20 protein-coding genes and 1 tRNA gene are annotated in these 15,878 nt (G+C 68.0%); 16 read left to right on the forward strand and 5 right to left on the reverse strand.

The features are described from left to right. The first annotated feature begins 131 nt into the window (after nucleotides 1-131). From OHA77_RS19940 to OHA77_RS19990, 11 genes are all read left to right on the forward strand, one after another. A complete protein-coding gene (locus OHA77_RS19940; RefSeq protein ID WP_406319584.1) occupies nucleotides 132-476 on the forward strand; it encodes a hypothetical protein in 345 nt (114 codons plus the stop codon). A 35-nt stretch (nucleotides 477-511) separates the two neighbouring features. Then, complete coding sequence (locus OHA77_RS19945; RefSeq protein ID WP_406319586.1) at nucleotides 512-760, forward strand: hypothetical protein; 249 nt, start codon at nucleotides 512-514, stop codon at nucleotides 758-760. A 143-nt stretch (nucleotides 761-903) separates the two neighbouring features. Further along, a complete protein-coding gene (locus OHA77_RS19950) occupies nucleotides 904-1,635 on the forward strand; it encodes a GntR family transcriptional regulator (protein ID WP_406319587.1) in 732 nt (243 codons plus the stop codon). A gap of 121 nt (nucleotides 1,636-1,756) precedes the next feature. Further along, nucleotides 1,757-2,200, forward strand: coding sequence for a plasmid replication, integration and excision activator (locus OHA77_RS19955; protein WP_406319589.1), 444 nt, complete (start codon nucleotides 1,757-1,759; stop codon nucleotides 2,198-2,200). After that, entirely contained in the window at nucleotides 2,197-2,517 is a 321-nt protein-coding gene (locus OHA77_RS19960) for a hypothetical protein (RefSeq protein WP_406319590.1), read from the forward strand. Before OHA77_RS19955 ends, OHA77_RS19960 begins: the two co-directional genes overlap by 4 nt. An 88-nt stretch (nucleotides 2,518-2,605) precedes the next feature. Beyond that, a complete protein-coding gene (locus OHA77_RS19965; RefSeq protein WP_406319591.1) occupies nucleotides 2,606-4,060 on the forward strand; it encodes an FtsK/SpoIIIE domain-containing protein in 1,455 nt (484 codons plus the stop codon). After that, nucleotides 4,057-4,257: a hypothetical protein gene (locus tag OHA77_RS19970; protein WP_406319593.1), complete on the forward strand. Its 201-nt coding sequence runs from the start codon at nucleotides 4,057-4,059 to the stop codon at nucleotides 4,255-4,257. Before OHA77_RS19965 ends, OHA77_RS19970 begins: the two co-directional genes overlap by 4 nt. After that, the gene (locus OHA77_RS19975) at nucleotides 4,250-4,411 is read left to right on the forward strand and encodes a hypothetical protein (RefSeq protein ID WP_406319595.1); all 162 of its coding nucleotides are present in this window, start codon (nucleotides 4,250-4,252) and stop codon (nucleotides 4,409-4,411) included. Before OHA77_RS19970 ends, OHA77_RS19975 begins: the two co-directional genes overlap by 8 nt. Next, nucleotides 4,408-6,078 (forward strand): replication initiator, encoded by a 1,671-nt coding sequence (locus OHA77_RS19980; RefSeq protein ID WP_406319596.1) that lies wholly within the window; start codon nucleotides 4,408-4,410, stop codon nucleotides 6,076-6,078. The genes OHA77_RS19975 and OHA77_RS19980 overlap by 4 nt, the downstream gene beginning before the upstream one ends. Then, a complete protein-coding gene (locus OHA77_RS19985) occupies nucleotides 6,075-6,269 on the forward strand; it encodes a helix-turn-helix domain-containing protein (protein ID WP_406319598.1) in 195 nt (64 codons plus the stop codon). The genes OHA77_RS19980 and OHA77_RS19985 overlap by 4 nt, the downstream gene beginning before the upstream one ends. Next, nucleotides 6,266-7,477, forward strand: coding sequence for a tyrosine-type recombinase/integrase (locus OHA77_RS19990; protein WP_406319600.1), 1,212 nt, complete (start codon nucleotides 6,266-6,268; stop codon nucleotides 7,475-7,477). The genes OHA77_RS19985 and OHA77_RS19990 overlap by 4 nt, the downstream gene beginning before the upstream one ends. A gap of 61 nt (nucleotides 7,478-7,538) precedes the next feature. Here OHA77_RS19990 and OHA77_RS19995 read toward each other — a convergent pair. Next, a tRNA-Arg gene (locus OHA77_RS19995) sits at nucleotides 7,539-7,611 on the reverse strand. 145 nt (nucleotides 7,612-7,756) lie between these two features. Next, nucleotides 7,757-8,302, reverse strand: coding sequence for a hypothetical protein (locus OHA77_RS20000; protein ID WP_406319601.1), 546 nt, complete (start codon nucleotides 8,300-8,302; stop codon nucleotides 7,757-7,759). 131 nt (nucleotides 8,303-8,433) lie between these two features. Here OHA77_RS20000 and OHA77_RS20005 point away from each other — a divergent pair, with 131 nt between their 5' ends. Both OHA77_RS20005 and OHA77_RS20010 read left to right on the forward strand, forming a co-directional pair. After that, nucleotides 8,434-9,564 (forward strand): sensor histidine kinase, encoded by a 1,131-nt coding sequence (locus OHA77_RS20005; RefSeq protein WP_406319603.1) that lies wholly within the window; start codon nucleotides 8,434-8,436, stop codon nucleotides 9,562-9,564. A 46-nt stretch (nucleotides 9,565-9,610) separates the two neighbouring features. Further along, nucleotides 9,611-10,255, forward strand: coding sequence for a response regulator (locus OHA77_RS20010; RefSeq protein WP_406319604.1), 645 nt, complete (start codon nucleotides 9,611-9,613; stop codon nucleotides 10,253-10,255). Nucleotides 10,256-10,450: 195 nt separating this feature from the next. Here the strand turns inward: OHA77_RS20010 and OHA77_RS20015 are convergent, their stop codons facing one another. Genes OHA77_RS20015 through OHA77_RS20025 form a run of 3 tightly spaced genes read right to left on the reverse strand, consistent with a single transcriptional unit; the run spans nucleotide 10,451 to nucleotide 12,820 of the window. Then, nucleotides 10,451-10,915 (reverse strand): MaoC family dehydratase, encoded by a 465-nt coding sequence (locus OHA77_RS20015; RefSeq protein ID WP_326826790.1) that lies wholly within the window; start codon nucleotides 10,913-10,915, stop codon nucleotides 10,451-10,453. Between the two features lie 10 nt (nucleotides 10,916-10,925). Further along, nucleotides 10,926-12,344, reverse strand: coding sequence for a hypothetical protein (locus tag OHA77_RS20020; RefSeq protein WP_406319605.1), 1,419 nt, complete (start codon nucleotides 12,342-12,344; stop codon nucleotides 10,926-10,928). Next, nucleotides 12,341-12,820, reverse strand: coding sequence for a SigE family RNA polymerase sigma factor (locus OHA77_RS20025; protein ID WP_406319607.1), 480 nt, complete (start codon nucleotides 12,818-12,820; stop codon nucleotides 12,341-12,343). The genes OHA77_RS20020 and OHA77_RS20025 overlap by 4 nt, the downstream gene beginning before the upstream one ends. Nucleotides 12,821-13,657: 837 nt before the next feature. Here OHA77_RS20025 and OHA77_RS20030 point away from each other — a divergent pair. The 3 genes from OHA77_RS20030 to OHA77_RS20040 all read left to right on the forward strand — a co-directional run bounded on the left by OHA77_RS20030 (nucleotide 13,658) and on the right by OHA77_RS20040 (nucleotide 15,646). Next, on the forward strand, nucleotides 13,658-13,990 hold the full coding sequence (locus tag OHA77_RS20030) for a hypothetical protein (RefSeq protein ID WP_406319609.1): 333 nt from the start codon (nucleotides 13,658-13,660) through the stop codon (nucleotides 13,988-13,990). Nucleotides 13,991-14,259: 269 nt separating this feature from the next. Then, nucleotides 14,260-14,895 carry a LysE family translocator gene (locus OHA77_RS20035; protein WP_406319610.1) on the forward strand — a complete coding sequence of 212 codons (636 nt, stop codon included), beginning with the start codon at nucleotides 14,260-14,262 and terminating at the stop codon, nucleotides 14,893-14,895. Nucleotides 14,896-15,052: 157 nt separating this feature from the next. Beyond that, complete coding sequence (locus OHA77_RS20040; protein ID WP_406319612.1) at nucleotides 15,053-15,646, forward strand: TetR/AcrR family transcriptional regulator; 594 nt, start codon at nucleotides 15,053-15,055, stop codon at nucleotides 15,644-15,646. The last annotated feature ends 232 nt before the right edge of the window (nucleotides 15,647-15,878 follow it).

A 15,878-nucleotide genomic window follows, 5' to 3' on the forward strand; every position in this document is an offset into this window, starting at 1 on the left:
TGCCGTGGTAGTGGCTGGCGTTGGATCCGCAGGAGCCGCGCGGACGTTGAATGCCGCATCGACGGCCAGGTGGTCAAGCCGGTCCGGGTCGAGTGCTTCGACTGCGCCGGCCTCGGCGAGGTGGCGGCGTGATGGAGACGCACCAGTTTGCGGCCACCGGCCGAGACAAGATCATCGCACCCGTGGATGCGGCGCAGCGGTTACGAGATGAGTTGGCCGCCCTTGAGATCGACGCTGACGTTCATGACGGATACGGGCTCGCTCTGGTGTCGGTCTGGTATGAGTTGGTCGTCTGGACCGATGGCCTCGTCTTCCGCTGGGGCTCGGGCCAGCGGCCGTGGCGTGGTCGTCCCGGATGGCATGCCTTCGCTCCTGCCGATGACCCGGTGACGGCTGCTCGCCGCGTGGCCGGTCGTTACGCCGAACTACTGAAGAAACACCCCCGTCCGGAGCCGAGCACCGGGGCTCCGCAGTGATCGGGGAAGGCGGGTGCCTGAGCCCGCATGCGGCGATGCCGCTGCGTGATCACATGCGGCTGGTCTGGCGTGCGCCGTACAAGGGGGTGATGCGCCTGCGGGTGGTCACCTGGACGTGCGATTGCCGCAGCACGCTGTATGAGTTGTGCCAGGCCGGGGGGCAGGCATTCATCCGTCGCACGCTCCGGCACAAAGACGCCACGCAAGTCCATGAGACCTATCGCTGGTCGATCCGTGAGGCCGACGATGTATGGAGGGCGTTGCTCTCCGGCGAGGCCCGATAGGCGGGCGCGGCGGCATGGTTCACCCCCGTGCCCATGCCGCCGCGTCGCGGGGTGATGACTTCCTGTCGGACGAAGCCCTTCGCATCTTTAACATGCGCTGATAGCCTGCTTGGCTAGGCAAGCATGTTGAATGTGAGGCTTTAATGTCGTTTGAGTACACGCCTCCCAAGTACGCGCAGTTGATCGCCGAGCTTGAACGGCGCATCGATTCCGGCGAGTACGCTGCGGGCTCGTTGCTGCCCAGCGAACACACGCTCATGGCGGAGTTCGGCATGGCACGGCCCACGGTGGTCAAGGCACTCGGCGTACTTCGCGATCAAGGCTGGATCGTCACCCAACAGGGCAAGGGCCGTTTCGTACGTGGTCGCCCGGCGATGCCCACGAACCAACAGGCCAGGACGGGCCGCGATCTCCTCGACCGGACAGAGACCCAAGCCGCGAGCAGGTTGCTCACGGCCGGACCGGTGGAGGCTCCCAACCGCATCGCGGCCTACCTCGGCATCGAACCGAAGTCCCCCGTCATCCTGCGCAAGATCCTGGTGGAACGCGACGGCGAGCCAACCGAGATCTCCGCGACCTGGGTTCCGGCCGGGGTCGGTGAAGGTACGGCCCTGGCCGAGGAGGCCGATCTCCGGCAGGGAATCCGACGCTATGTGGAGAGCGCGGCCGGCGTCTCCCTGGATCACATCATCGAGCACATCACGGCACGCAACCCCACGGTAGAAGAGCGCAAGCTGCTGGACGTGAAGAGTTCGGCCGCGCTGCTGACCGTCTACGCCGTCGCCTGTGATGCGACCGGCAAACCGTGGGTCGTGGTGGAGACCGTTCTCCCCGGCGATCGTCACGAGCTGGAAGACGCCTACCCGATCCGGTAATCCAACTTTCCTCACGAGCCCGCTTGGTGCACTTGACTAACCAAGCGGGCTTCGTGCTTAATAGAGATGCAACTTGGTCAGTCAAGCATGCTGATCAGTCAAGAAGAGGAGAAGTTGCGCCATGGCTATCCAAGGCCCCATCCCCATCAGCTTCGACCAGGTCTTCCCGCACGGCTGCTACATCGTCGGCGAGGTCGAGCAGGTCAAGGACTTCACCGCCTCCACCGGCGGGCGAACCGTCTACGCCAAGGACAAGACCACCGGCGAACCGGTGTGGCAGGTCGCGGTCATGGACGCCGACCCGACCGTCAAGGCCGGACAGAAAACGGTAGCGGTCAAGATCCTGTCCGCGGTGCAACCGGTTCCCCCGGCCTCGCTGCCGGGCCTGCCGTTCGTCCCGGTCGAGTTCGACGCCATGACCGTCACCCCCTACGTCGGCCAGAACACCGGCCGGCTGGCCTGGTCCATCCGGGCACGGGCGATGCGCGCTCCCCGAGCTGGTGCGGTTCCCGCTTCGGCCAAGCACACCGCCGCTGCGGCGGCCGGTAAGGAGGTCGCGGCATGAGCACCCCCAAGCCCTACACCTACGTCACAGCCGTACTACGCAACGGGTCCATCCGGCTCGATGTCGCCTTCAGTACTCCGGAGATCGGCGTGCTGGCCGCGGTGACCGGCGACAAGCGGCCGTTTTTGGACCTGGCCACCCCTGAGGCCCAGATCTCGGTCTCGACCACCGGCGGCGGGCCGGTGACCGAGCAGGACGTGTCCCTCGCTCGGGAGATCTTCAACGCGTCCGCACGATACCTGGCCGACTGCGAACGCCTGCACGCCGAGCAGGCGGCCAGTCCGACCCTGCCGGGCCTGGATGAGATCCCGGCCTGAGACGTAAGCGGGGCCGCTGGAAGGTGCAACTTCCGGCGGCCCCTCGGTTCTCCCCCGACACCACATCAAGGAAGAGAGCTTCAGTCTAATGTTCAAGAAACTGCCCGGCGACGAGGCGCAACAGCTCGTCTCCACCACCCCGGATACCGCCGTCGTGTTCCGCCCGGCTGTGCTCCGTACTCCGGCGTTCGTGACCATTGTCATCTTCGTCTGGCGGCTGCTGGCCGGCCTGGTGCGGCTGGTCTGGCGCCACCCGATCGCCTCGGCCGTCGCCACCGCCCCGTGCGTGCTGGCCTGGCTGTACGGCTGGCAGTACGGCCTCGGCCTCGTCGCCCTGGCGCTGCTCGGCCTCACCGGTTGGGCGCTGCTCGGCCGGGCCTCCTTCAATCACTGGATCGGCTGGTGGCTGCTGGCCTTCTGGCGACTGGTGTGGGTGTACCGGCGGCACTGGCAACCAGTAATGATCATTTCCGGTCTCGGGCGGCACCTACGCGGCCGGGACTACTTACCCCGCCTGGTCTCCATCCGGTGCACCTCATGGGCCGACCTGGTCACGGTGAAGATGCTGCACGGCCAAGCGGTCAAAGACTGGACCGACCGCACCGAGCACCTCGCGCACGGGTTCGGCGCGCGCTCCTGCCGGGTCTCGGTCGCTCGTGCCGGTCGGCTGCTGCTCGTCTTCCCCCGCCACGATCCCCTCGCCACACCTCTGCCTGCCTTACCGATCCCTGATGCGGCGTCGGTGGGGCCGGTGGAGATCGGCACCTGTGAGGACGGCACCCCGTGGCGGCTGAAGGTCCATGGCACGCACGTCCTGGTCGCCGGGGCCACCGGGGCGGGCAAGGGGTCGGTCATCTGGTCGACCATCCGCGGCCTACTGCCCGCCGTCCGCGCGGGCCTCGTTGAGATCTGGGCGCTGGATCCCAAACGGATGGAACTGTCCTTCGGCCGAGACCTGTTCGGCGACCGCTACGCCGCAAGCCCGGCCGGCTGCGCCGAGCTGCTGGAAGCCGCGGTCGCGGTGATGCAGGAACGGGCCGACCGATTCGCCGGACTCCAGCGCAACCACACCCCCACCCTCGATGACCCGTTCGTCCTGGTCATGGTCGACGAGGTGGCGTTCCTCACCGCCTACCAGTCCGACAAAGGCCTGAAACTCCGTATCTCCGCCGCCCTGGCCACGCTCACCACCCAAGGGCGGGCGGTCGGCGTCGGTGTCATGGCGGCGTTGCAGGATCCGCGGAAAGACGTGCTGAACATCCGCAACCTGTTCCCCGACAAGATCGCGCTCCGGCTCGATGAGTCCGAACAGGTGGACATGGTCCTCGGCGACGGCGCCCGTGACCGGGGCGCGCTGGCCGATCACATCTCCCCGATCCCCGACCAAGGCGCGGGCATCGCCTACGTGCGGTTGGAGTCTTCGCCCGATCCGATCCGGGTCCGCGCCGCCTACGTCTCCGACACCGATATCCACACCATGGCCGCCGGCTTCACTCCCGGTCCGGACACGGTTCCGTTGCCCGCGGTGGAGGTGACCCGATGAGGATCTGCTTCTACGGCACCGATGAGGAGATCACCCGGCTGTGCGAACGGCCCGTGCTCGCGCTGCTGGGGCCGCGCCGCTCTCAGCCCGTGCTGGCCTTCGAACTGTTCAACGTCCGCGTCACCACCGACCCCTACGGCAGCGTCTTTCGGCTGGCGGCCGACCTGACCGAGGTGGAGGGGAGCGGCCGTGACTGAGCTGGCGCACATCCTCGACGGGCTGCGCTGCGCGGCCTGCGGCGCGGTCAACACGCTCTGGCTGGACCTGATCCGCGGCCTGGTCGAGTGCCACGAGTGCGGACAGGGCGCCTTCATCGACCTCGATCCCGACGACGAATGGGAGGACGCATGACCGACCCGAACGACCGCAGCCTCTCCCGGGCCGCACGACAGGCCATGCCGGTAGCGCTGGACGTCGCGGTGGAGATCGCCAAGCACAACGGGGTGTGCATCCGCCCGGTCGTCTTGCGACGGCTGGATGTCCACACCGGGCTCACCGAGGACGTCAACGTGCCGTGCGGGGCCACGATGGAGGCCAAGTGTCCGCCGTGCGCCAAGCGCAACCGCTACCTGCGGATGGCCCAATGCCGCGAAGGCTGGCACCTGGAGGACGAACCGGCGATCACCCCGGATGAGCCGACCGAGGAACAGCGCTGGCTGGTGGAGTTCCGCGCCGACATGCAAGCCCAGCGCGATACCGCCGAACAGGCCGGCGACGACACCACCGACCTCGACGCGGTACTCACCGGACTGGATGAGGAGATCAACGCCGCGGGGATGCGGGGCAACCTGCTCGGCCGTACGACCGGCAAGCGCAACCGCTCCACCCGGCGCCGCCAGGACGCCCCTGATCTGCCCAAGCGGGCCCGGCAGAACACCACCCTCGGCCGGACCTTCACCAGCTCCGACGGCAAGGCTTACCGGCCGTCGTTGTTCGTCACCCTGACGCTTCCTTCCTACGGTCGTGTCCGGGCGGGTCACGGGGTGCCCGTCGATCCGGACACCTACGACTACCCGCGGGCGGCTCGCGACGCCCTGCACTTCTCCAAGCTGGTCGACCGCTTCGTGCAGAACCTGCGCCGGGTCGCGGGTTACGACGTGCAGTACTTCTCCTCCGTCGAACCACAAAAACGGCTCGCCCCGCACTTGCACATGGCTGTACGGGGCACCATGCCGCGCGCGGAGATCAAGGCCATCGCGGCGGCTACGTACCACCAGGTGTGGTGGCCAGCCGTCGACGAGGTCAAGTTCGACGGCGATCACCTGCCGGTATGGACGCCGCGGACCGACCTCCCCGACGGACAGACCCACGCGGACGGTCAGGACGGCGACTACCTCGACCCAGCCACCGGGGAACTCCTGCCGACCTGGCGAGAGGCGCTCGACCGGCTCGACGCCGACGACGAGGCCGAACCCCTGCACGTGCTCCGCTTCGGCCCCCAAGTCGACGTGCAGGGCATCCTCGCCGGAACCCCCGACGCTGACCAATGCATCCGCTACCTGTCCAAGTACCTGACCAAGAGCCTCGGCGACACCCTCGACACCGACAACCCCGCCCAGCGCGCGCATGCCGCCCGGATGACCGAAGCACTCCGCTACGAACCCTGCTCTCCGGCCTGCCCGAACTGGCTCCGATACGGGGTGCAGCCCAAGGGAGCCAAGGCGGGCATGGCTCCGGGCCGATGCCGGGGCAAGGCGCACAAGCCCGAACACCTCGGCTACGCCGGACGCCGCGTCCTGGTCTCGCGCAAGTGGTCGAACAAGACCCTGGCCGAGCACAAGCGCGACCGCCGCACCTGGGTCATGGAAGCCCTCGGCCTGGCCGACGAGATCCCCGACCCGCACCGCTACATCTGGAAACCAGCCCCAGCCGGCGACGACACCATCCCGTCCCTTGCCCTGCGGCTGCTGCGGATGGTCGCCGAACGCCAACGCTGGCGAGCAACCCTCATCACCCTGCAAGCCAAAGCGACCGGGCAACCCACCCAAGATCTTTCGGCAATGAGGGAGGCGGCATGACCGATGACCTCGATCCCCTGCTTCTGCGGCCTGAGAAGGCGGCGGAGCTTCTCAGCGTCGGCCGGACCACGGTCTACGCGCTGATGCGATCGGGCGCTCTCCGCTCGGTCCGTGTCGGCACCCTCCGCAGGATCCCCCCGACCGCGCTCGCCGAGTACGTCGCACACCTGGAAGAGGAGCAAGCAGCATGAGCACGAAGAAGCGTGGCCACAACGAGGACTCGATCTACAAGGACGGTGACCGGTGGCGCGGGGCCATCTCCATCGGATACGGGTCGAACGGAAAGCGCATCCGCAAGAAGGTCTCCGGCAAGACCCGGCCCGAGGTCGTCGAGAAGATCCGGAAGATCCGAGAAGGCATCGCCAAGGGCCTTCCCGTTCCCGACGACAAAATCACCGTTGGGGCGTTCCTCGACCGGTGGCTGTCCACGCTTCCCGGTCACATCGCGGACTCGACCTTGGACGACTACGAAGACACGGTACGGCTCCACCTCAAGCCGGGACTCGGGCGGCACAAGCTCACCGCGCTGACCGTCGCCCACGTCGATGCCCTCTGGCAGACCAAGCGGGAGAAGTACAAGCCCAATAGCGTCCGGATCATGCGGGCCGTACTCCGGAAGGCTCTGGGGCAGGCCGAACGTGAGGGCCTGGTGGCGCGGAACGTCGCGGCATTGTCCATGCCTCCCCGGCTCAACACCGACGAGGGCCGGACGCTCACGGTCGACCAGTCGCACAAGCTCCTCGACTCGGTCGCAGAGCATCGGATGGGCGTGCTCGTCCTGCTATCGCTCGTCTTCGGGCTCCGCCGCGGTGAGGCACTCGGGCTGATGTGGAGCGGCTTCGACCCGGAAACCCGGACCCTGCGCGTGACGCACGCGGTGAAGCGGATCAAGAACCGCGATGCCGACACCGAACGGAAGACCAAGCTCGTGATCGCCGAACTCAAGACCAGGAAGTCACGCCGTACCCTCTGCCTGACTCCCGAACTGGTCGACGCGCTGAAACGGCACAAGAGCGCCCACAACAAGGAGCGTCTTCAGGCCGGCGGGCAGTGGACCGAGCACGGGCTGATCTTCCCCACGACTTTCGGCAATCCCTCCGACCCGGACACCTTCTCTCACCTGTTCTCGAAGCTGGCGCAGAAGGCCGGGCTCGGTCACTGGCACCCGCACGAACTGCGGCACTCCGGGGCCTCGCTGATGCTCGCCCAGGGCACGCCGCTGCACGTCGTCTCCGACGTCCTCGGGCACGCGAGCATCGCGATCACCAAGGATGTCTACGGGCATCTGATGGAGGGCGACAAACGCGCGGCGACGGAGGCCATTTCGGGAGCCCTGCTGGGCAGACTCACACCTTTGGCTCCCAGGTTGGCTCCCACCGACACCGAAGAGACCGGTTGAGCACCATAACGAAGAAGGCCCCTGAGCGGATAATCCCTACTCAGGGGCCTTCTTGCTGCTGTGCGGCCGGAGGTACTCGAAACCCCAACCTTCTGATCCGTAGTCAGATGCTCTATCCATTGAGCTACGGCCGCTCGCTGCGTAAGTAATCATAGCGGGTCTCAAGCCGTGCCTCGAACCAGTTAACGGATCTCCCCCAACCGACTCCCGGAACGTCGATTACCCCGGCATGGCGGGCGAGGCATCCCTGCCCACCGGGCCCCGGGAGACCTCCCACGCTCACTCCGGCGACACGGCGGCCTTCTTCGGGAACAGGGTGTAGCTCACCGGCCAGAGTACGGCGATCAGCGGGACCTTGAGCAGACCGCCCATGAAGGCGGTCAGGGCGGCCGTACGCGAGGGGTCGTCGACGAGCCGGATCAGGCCGAACAGCAGGGCACAGGCGATGCCGTACGCGAGGACGATCCGGAGCCAGATGCCCCATTCGTACCGGGCCCTGGCCATGCCGCCCGCCGGGGGCTTCCAGGGTTGCGGGCCACCGGCGAAGCGGTGGGCGAACGCGGCGTCGGCCCATTTGACGGTGCGGTGGCCGAAGACGACCGAATAGGCGATGTAGGCGGCGGCCAGGCCGTGGTGCCAGGCCGCCTGCGCTCCGCCGCGCATGTCGATGACCGCGGCGATGAGCAGGATCACATCGAGCAGCGGAACCGAGATCAGCAGGACCGTGCTGAGTCGCCGCATGCCCCACAGGTAGCGTGCGGCGAGGCCCAGACCGAGAAGCACCCAGAAGCCGACCTCGCAACCGATGATAATCGCCAGAATCATGGTTCCAGGATCACCCGGAGGAGGCGGCGACACATCGGCGGTGGTGATGAACCGGCCTACATCCTTGTGTGTACTGCGGACCCGCCGGTAGCCGGATCGATACCCCCTCTCGGGATGATGGGATGAAGGGCATGAGACGAGACGACGCGCTGTGGGCCGTGGCCTGCTTCGTCGGGGGCCTCGTCCTGCTTGCCGCGGGCGCCTACCAGCAGCGCTGGGCGCCCGCCCCGCTGTTCGTCGGACCGCTGGCGATCTCGTGCGCGGGTGTCGCGGTACGGCGGAGCAGGCCGTTGCTCTCGCTCGGACTCGGCGTCGTGGCGTTTCTCGGTGACTTCGCCATGGGCCCGTCACTGGGCACCGTGCTGATCATCACCGACAACCTCTACGCCGCGGTCAGGTACGGTCCCCGCGCACTGGGCAGGTGGATGCTCGGCATCACCTCGGTCGTCGCCGTCGTCACAGGGGTTGTGGCCGGGATCCTGCTCAGGCAGCTGGGGGCCGCCGCGATCTTCCTGGTCCAGACGGCCCTGGTCGGGGTCACCCCGGTCTTCACCGGCATGATCATAAGACAGTTGGAGGATCAGGCGGAGTCCGAACGGACCCGGGCCGAGCAGGTGGCGCGGCTGGCGGAGCTGGACCGGGTGGCGGCGGTGCAGGCCGAACGGACCCGGATGGCCAGGGAACTGCACGACATGATCGCCAATCACTTCAGTGCGATCGCCATCCAGTCCACGGCCGTGCTGTCCCGCAAGGATCTGAGTGCGCAGACCGTACAGAACGTGCTGGAGTCCATCCGGGAGAACAGCGTCCAGGGCATGTCCGAGATGCGTTCCATGATCGGCCTGCTCCGGCAGGACGGCGAGGAGGCCGAGGCCATCCGCCGGCGGGTGGCCGAAGTGGAGGAGCTGGCGGACCGGGCGCGGGAGGCGGGGCTGGAGGTCCGGCTGCGCGTGACCGGCGACGCCCGTGAGCTGCCCGCCGCGGTGGACCTCGCCGGGTACCGGATCGTCCAGGAGTCACTGACCAACGCGCTCAAGCACGGCGGCGAGGCCGTCGACCTGATGATCGGCTACCGTCCCGGCCTGGTCACGCTGACCGTGGACAATCCGGTGAACGGTGCCGGACAGGGGCTTCCCGGAGCGGGTGCCGGGATCATCGGCATGCGGGAACGGGCGGCGCTGGTCGGCGGCGTCGTCGAGGCCGGACCGCACGACCAGGGCTGGCGGGTCCACGCCGAACTGCCCACCGGCAAGACATCATGACCTCTCCGGGGTCGAGACCGGAGGTCTCCATGTACAGGGGGATGCGATGACCATCCGTGTTCTGGTCGCCGACGATCACGCGGCGGTCCGCGCCGGGATCGTCCTCATCCTCGAAGGCCAGGAGGACATCGAGGTCGTCGGCCAGGCCGCGGACGGAGCCCAGGCCGTCGCCCTGGCCCTCGACCTGCGGCCCGACGTGGTGCTGATGGACATCCGGATGCCGAAGCTGGACGGGATCTCCGCGACCCGTGAGCTGAGTGGGGTCGCCGACATACTGATCCTGACCACCTTCGACATCGACGAGTACATCTTCGGCGCGCTACGGGCGGGAGCCGCCGGTTTCCTGCTCAAGAACACCGACGCCGACGCGCTGGTGGACGCGGTGCGGGTGATCTCCCGGGGTGACGGGCTCATTTCACCGTCGGTCACCCGGCGGCTGATCTCGGCCTTTGGGGCGGCGGTCCCGGAGCGCAGAGCGCAGGCGATCGACGTGCTGACCCCGCGCGAGCGCCAGGTGTTGCTGTGCATCGGGCGTGGCCTGTCGAACGCGGAGATCTCCGTCGAGCTGGACATGGCGGAGGCGACCACGAAGACCCACGTCAGCCGGTTGCTGAACAAACTGGGTCTCCGTAGCCGCGTCCAAGCGGCGATCCTGGCTCAGGAACTGTCACCGGGGCCGTCCGGGGCATAGGGCCCGGACGCCGTCCGTCAGGGACCCGGGGTTCGGACCGGTCGCCGGGAGCAGACACCTGTGTCCCGCATGAAACCCCGGCAGAGACGCCCAGGAGCCTCACCTGGGACCCCTGTCCCGCATGAAACCCCAGCGGAGACGCCCATGAGCCTCATCGGGGACCCCGGGAGCAGACGCCCTGGACCCGGCAGACGCTCAGGGGCTCTCGGCGGGGACGTAGAGCGAGAGGGTCTCCGCGATGCAGGCAGGCCTCTTCCCGCCTTCGACCTCGACGGTCAGCCGCATGTTCGACAGGTAACCCGAGGGGGTTCCCTTGAGGTCGACCAGCTCCGCCCCGGCCCGGATCCGCGCGCCCACCGGGACCGGCGCGGGGAAGCGGACCTTGTTGAGACCGTAGTTGATGCCCATCGCCAGCCCGCCGACCCGCACCAGCTCCGCCATGAACGCCGGCAGCAACGACAGGCTCAGGTAGCCGTGGGCGATGGTCCCGCCGAACGGTCCCTCCTTGGCCTTCTCGACGTCCACGTGGATCCACTGGTGGTCGTCGGTCGCGTCCGCGAACAGGTCGACCTGCTCCTGGGTGATCTGCCGCCATTCCGTGTAGCCGAGATGCTCGCCGACGGCGGCCTTCAGTTCCGTGAGACTGTTGAAGATCCTCATGGCTGGAACTTTATTGCGCCGGGGGGATGGCGAGAAGGTTCACGACCCTGAACTTCTCGCCACCACCCTTCTGGGTCGTCGTGCACACCTTGGTCTTCCCGGTGGGAGTGGGTTGTCCCGGTGCACGGGGGACGGAGGCGGCGTCGACCATCTTGCACTCCTCCACCTGCCGCTGGTCCTCGTCCCAGTAGATGATCGAAGGGGGCGAGGAGGAGACACCGGTTCCGATGCTCCCTCCGCCGGACCGGTCCCGCTTGCCGACCCCACCGGTGGTACCGGTGGCCGGGTCGTACACCGCCGCCAGGGGAGCGTCGCCGTCCTCGATCTCCTCGCCTCGCGCATCCCGGCCCACCACGCTGAAGAATCCGAACCCGCCGGCGAGAGAAGTGGTGCCCATGCCCCCGGTGTACAGCGCCGGGGGCGTGGCCTTGTGCTCCGAGCCGTCCACCCGTTGCACCACTCCGTCGCCGAGGCACCAGGCCGGGCCACAGCGCAGGCCCTGTGTTCCGTCCGGCGCGTTCACCTCGACCGTGTGCCTCGTCGCAAGGTTGACCAGTTTGGTCTGGTTCTTGTCCAGGTCCTCCCCTTCTCTTCCCTGGGCGACGTCTACCGCCCAGGGCCAGGACAGCAGGTGGAGCCCGTCCGTTCCCTCGATCAGCTCGGGGGTCCCGCCGTTCAGCGGGATGCGGTGGATCCCTCCGCCGCCCACCGACCAGACGACGGAGTCGGCGGTGACGCCGATCCGCTCCACGTCCGCGAGCTCCCCGGTGACCTGTCCGACCTGCTTCGCCGTACCGCCGGCCCGGGGCACGACCCAGAAGTCGGCCCACTTGTCGGAGTCGTTAGGAGTCTCGCCCCACCACGCGATGGATTCGGCCCCCACCTCGATGTCCTGCGCGAAGTAGCCCTTCACGCCCTCCGGGGCGGGCATGTCGGCGAGCACGGTGCTCTTGCCGGTCACGGTGTCGTATGCCTCCAGCCGGCCCGCCTTCTCGAACGACGACTCGGCCGAGAGCAGCAACTCCGTGGCGCTCAGTCCGGCGATCGGACGGTATTTCCAGCCGTCCGCGGCTTTGGCGGGGATCGTGGACACGGCCGACGGCCAGACCTCCGCGGCGGGCCGGATGTCGATCTTCTGCTTCTCCGCCTTCGTCGGGTTCTCACCGGCTGCGGGCTGGGTGGCCGTCACCTTCGTGAGCGCGGCTCCCTCTCCGCCCCTGTGGGAGAAGGAGCTCCTGGCCACCGCCGTACCGCCGCCGATCACTGCCAGCACCCCGACCACCGCGAGCGCCGACTGCGCCCGCCTGCGCACCCGCCGCCTGCGCCGGCCCCCGATCGCCGTGAGGAGGTCCCCGTCCGGCTCGGGCGCGGTGTCGGCCGCCCGGCGCAGCGCGCGGATCAGCTCCGCCTCACCCCTGTTCTCGTTCATCCCACTCGCCCCGTCTCTAAAGCGGCCATCCGGATTCTGAGCTTGTCCAGTGCGCGCGCCGCCTGGCTGCGTACCGTGCCGCGCGAGATGCCGAGAAGCTCGGCGATCTCCTGGTCGGAGAGGTCCTCGTAGTACCGCAGGACCAGTACGGCCCGCTGTTTGGGCGGCAGGCCCTTGAGTTCGTTCCAGAGCCCGATGTCACCGTCGAGACGGTCATCGGTGTAGGTCGCCTCGGGAACCGCTTCGACCAGTCGCTCTCTGCGCAGTCGCCGCCAGACGCTGATGTGCAGGCGCGCCATGGTCGTACGGACGTAGCCTTCCGGGTCGTCTCTCTTCCGGATCCTGGGCCAGGCGTCTCCCAGGCGCATCAGCGCCTCCTGGGTCAGGTCGGCCGCGTCCTCGGCGTTACCGGTGAGTACGTAGCCATACCGGTAGAGCGCGCTTCCCCGGGCGGCGACGAAATCGGTGAACTCCACACATCCAGGGACGCGGGAGCCCACCGAACTGTTGCATCCCTCATCTCTCCGTCCCGCTCCTCCTCCGGCAGCCGTACCGGCATCGGCCACGTCCGCGTCTCCGTGTGACAGGCCGGGGGCTCCCAGCCCGTCAGGAGGCCCGGCCACCGGGCGATCACGGCAGGCATGCCGGCCAGGAACGGAGCAACGATCATTCATCCGCCGATATCCCCGAAGAACCCTCGACGCAGATTAATTTCCCCCAATTAAGAAATTATCTAACAAAGTGCGGCCTATTATCGAAAGCGAAGAACGAGAGCATTTTTCCACCGGTGACGCCTATTTAATATTCGTTAACCGAATAAACGCGCTGCCATGCCGACTATCGGGTATTTTCCCGCTGTCACCCCCATGACGGCATACGCAGGCCCGGCTTCACCGGAATGACAGATGATATGGAATGAAATGACCTCAAACAGCAACCTGGGGGCTCCAGGCCCGCAGTACGGCAGGCGGATCCCGGCCTGGCTCGTCTCGACAGCAGTGATCGGCGCATTTCTGGCAGGTATGGTCCAGCCATCGGCCGGTGCCGCTACCGATAAGGCCGACAAGCCAGGAGCCGTCCGGGCGCAGGTGAGCTCCCACCATGACAAGAATGCTCCGAGCCGCCATCCCGGTGACGCCTCCGGGCGACCGGCGACCGACAGACGAGAGGACTGCAAGAACGGTTCCTCCCGGCGGTCCACATGCACACGCGGCCCCCAGGGAATCCCGGGAGCCCCCGGAGCACAGGGACTTTCCGGCGCACAGGGACCGCAGGGCCCCCAAGGCGTACCGGGCGAGCAGGGGATACCGGGCGTGCAGGGACCGCAGGGTCTGGGGGCGAGCATCGCCATGGCGTTCCAGGGCAGTCTCACGTTCATCGGAGCGGTCAGGGACGACGGAGCGACGTTCGTCCGGGACCTGCGGACGACTCCCCGCTGGGCCGACCTCTCCTCCCTGCCGAACTACCCCGGAGGGGTGGCCGCCGTGGCGCTGGCGAGCATGGGCAACGACGTTCACATCACGGTGCGGAGCGCGGGCGAGATCGCCTACACGAGATGCACCGTCCAGCCCACCCCGGGAACACCCGGCAACCCGGCATGGCCGGAAAACTGTACGGCCTTCGTCAACCTGACCCCGCCGAACTGAGCCCCACCGGCCCGGCAGGCGGTGCCACGGGTGTCCCATGGCGTCGGAGGCGAGCCATCGGACCACTCTCACCCGCGATGTGTTTCCTCACCCACCTGAAGGCGGGGATATCCACGCTCAAGGAGATCTGTTGAGCCCGGCGGCGCCGGTCATACCGCCTTGGTCTGTCCGCGTGCCGAAACAGGGGCCGCCGAACGTCATCACGTCGGTGTGGGCCTCAGGTTCTCCGGTGCGTGCTTTGCCACCGCGCTGGGATATCGTGCCGACTCGTGGACGTTCACAGTTCGATCGTCTCGTTCGCTGTCGTCGTGGGGCTGCTGACGCTCACGCCCGGACTGGACACCGCTCTCGTTCTGCGCACCTCACTGCTCGCCGGCAGAAGGTCCGCCTGGGCCGTGGTGCTCGGCATCCAGGCCGGGACCATGCTCTGGGGCGCCATGACCGCCGCCGGCCTCTCCGCCGTCCTTTCCGCCTCCCATCTCGCCTACGAGATCCTGCGCTGGGCGGGTGCGGCCTACCTCGTATGGATGGGCGTCCAGATGCTCCAGCGCAGCCGTAAAGGCGACGCGGACGAGGTCGCGACGCCCGAACGACCCGGGAGCGGGGGATGGTGGTCCGCGTTCCGCCGTGGCCTGCTGACCAATCTGCTCAACCCGAAGATGGGCGTCTTCTACGTCGCGATGCTCCCCCAGTTCATGCCGGATGACGTGCCGCATGCCGCGATGGGAGTCCTGCTGGCGGGCGTCCACGTCGGCGAGGGGCTGTTGTGGAGTGCTCTGCTCATCGGATTCACCGGATTGGTGCGCGGCTGGCTGCGCAGACCATCCGTCAAGCGCGGCCTGGACCGGCTCACGGGTCTGATCGTGATCGGGTTCGGCCTACGGCTGGCGGCGCAGCAGTCGTAACCGGTCCGGGACCGGTCGGGGTGTCCGGTGCCCCCGGCTGCCTGCTTCGGCCGGAGCCGGACACGGCCGCCAGGGGCCGACCGGTTCCCATGAGGCCTCCCGGCTGGGAACGCTTCGATAATGTGAACGGGGACAGCCCCGTTTGACAGGGAGCACCATGACAACCTCCGGCGCCGACCCCGTACCACGCGCACAGTCAGGGCGTCCCCGTCGAGCGGACGCGCAACGCAACTACGAACTGCTGCTGGCCGCCGCCAAGGAGATCTTCGACGAGCAGGGTGTCGACGCGCCCCTCGACGACGTCGCCCGCCGGGCCGGGGTCGGCAACGCCACCATGTACCGCCACTTCCCGACCCGCCGTGAGCTGATCATCGCCGTCTACGCCGACGAGGTGACGGAGCTCTGTGCCCGGGGCGAGGGGCTGCTCGGGGGGGTGCCGGCCGGTGACGCGCTCTTCGACTGGTTGCGGATGTTCGTCGCGCACGTCGCCACCAAGCGGGAGCTGGCACTGGTGCTTGCCGACGATCACGACGGTCAGCGCTCGGCGCTGTTCCGCCGCTGGCACGAGGCGATGCACTCGACCGCGTCCGCGCTGCTCGCCCGGGCGCAACAGGCCGGTGCCGTCCGCGCCGAAGTCAGCGCGTCCGACCTCCTCGCACTGGCCAACGGCACCGCTCTGACCGGCGTGGACAGCGACCAGACCGAGCGGCTCCTGCTCCTCGTCCGGCACGGTACGGACGTCGGCCGGTGAGCAGGGCCCACGGTCCCGGGTCCCCGCACTGAACGGTGCGGTCCGCCGTCCGGCTCCGCGGGCGGCATTCGGGGACAGCGCCGCTCGACCCGTGCGGACCGCTACGAGACGGCCGCCAGGTCGAGCAGCGGCTTCTCCAAGGTTTCCACGATCCCGGGATCGGTCTCCCGCAGCTCCCGCAGGAGTGCCCGGGTCGCCGCGCCGAGGGCACGGGAGAGCTCGCCGGCGTCGA

The organism is Streptosporangium sp. NBC_01639 (genome assembly GCF_045209755.1).
Taxonomy (GTDB): domain Bacteria; phylum Actinomycetota; class Actinomycetes; order Streptosporangiales; family Streptosporangiaceae; genus Streptosporangium.

Bases quoted from the DNA above. Each gene is read 5' to 3' on its own strand.
- OHA77_RS19940 (WP_406319584.1), top strand. From the start codon at position 132: ATGGAGACGCACCAGTTTGCGGCCACCGGCCGAGACAAGATCATCGCA.
- OHA77_RS19945 (WP_406319586.1), top strand. From the start codon at position 512: ATGCCGCTGCGTGATCACATGCGGCTGGTCTGGCGTGCGCCGTACAAG.
- OHA77_RS19950 (WP_406319587.1), top strand. From the start codon at position 904: ATGTCGTTTGAGTACACGCCTCCCAAGTACGCGCAGTTGATCGCCGAG.
- OHA77_RS19955 (WP_406319589.1), top strand. From the start codon at position 1,757: ATGGCTATCCAAGGCCCCATCCCCATCAGCTTCGACCAGGTCTTCCCG.
- OHA77_RS19960 (WP_406319590.1), top strand. From the start codon at position 2,197: ATGAGCACCCCCAAGCCCTACACCTACGTCACAGCCGTACTACGCAAC.
- OHA77_RS19965 (WP_406319591.1), top strand. From the start codon at position 2,606: ATGTTCAAGAAACTGCCCGGCGACGAGGCGCAACAGCTCGTCTCCACC.
- OHA77_RS19970 (WP_406319593.1), top strand. From the start codon at position 4,057: ATGAGGATCTGCTTCTACGGCACCGATGAGGAGATCACCCGGCTGTGC.
- OHA77_RS19980 (WP_406319596.1), top strand. From the start codon at position 4,408: ATGACCGACCCGAACGACCGCAGCCTCTCCCGGGCCGCACGACAGGCC.
- OHA77_RS19985 (WP_406319598.1), top strand. From the start codon at position 6,075: ATGACCGATGACCTCGATCCCCTGCTTCTGCGGCCTGAGAAGGCGGCG.
- OHA77_RS19990 (WP_406319600.1), top strand. From the start codon at position 6,266: ATGAGCACGAAGAAGCGTGGCCACAACGAGGACTCGATCTACAAGGAC.
- OHA77_RS20000 (WP_406319601.1), bottom strand. From the start codon at position 8,302: ATGATTCTGGCGATTATCATCGGTTGCGAGGTCGGCTTCTGGGTGCTT.
- OHA77_RS20005 (WP_406319603.1), top strand. From the start codon at position 8,434: ATGAGACGAGACGACGCGCTGTGGGCCGTGGCCTGCTTCGTCGGGGGC.
- OHA77_RS20010 (WP_406319604.1), top strand. From the start codon at position 9,611: ATGACCATCCGTGTTCTGGTCGCCGACGATCACGCGGCGGTCCGCGCC.
- OHA77_RS20015 (WP_326826790.1), bottom strand. From the start codon at position 10,915: ATGAGGATCTTCAACAGTCTCACGGAACTGAAGGCCGCCGTCGGCGAG.
- OHA77_RS20020 (WP_406319605.1), bottom strand. From the start codon at position 12,344: ATGAACGAGAACAGGGGTGAGGCGGAGCTGATCCGCGCGCTGCGCCGG.
- OHA77_RS20040 (WP_406319612.1), top strand. From the start codon at position 15,053: ATGACAACCTCCGGCGCCGACCCCGTACCACGCGCACAGTCAGGGCGT.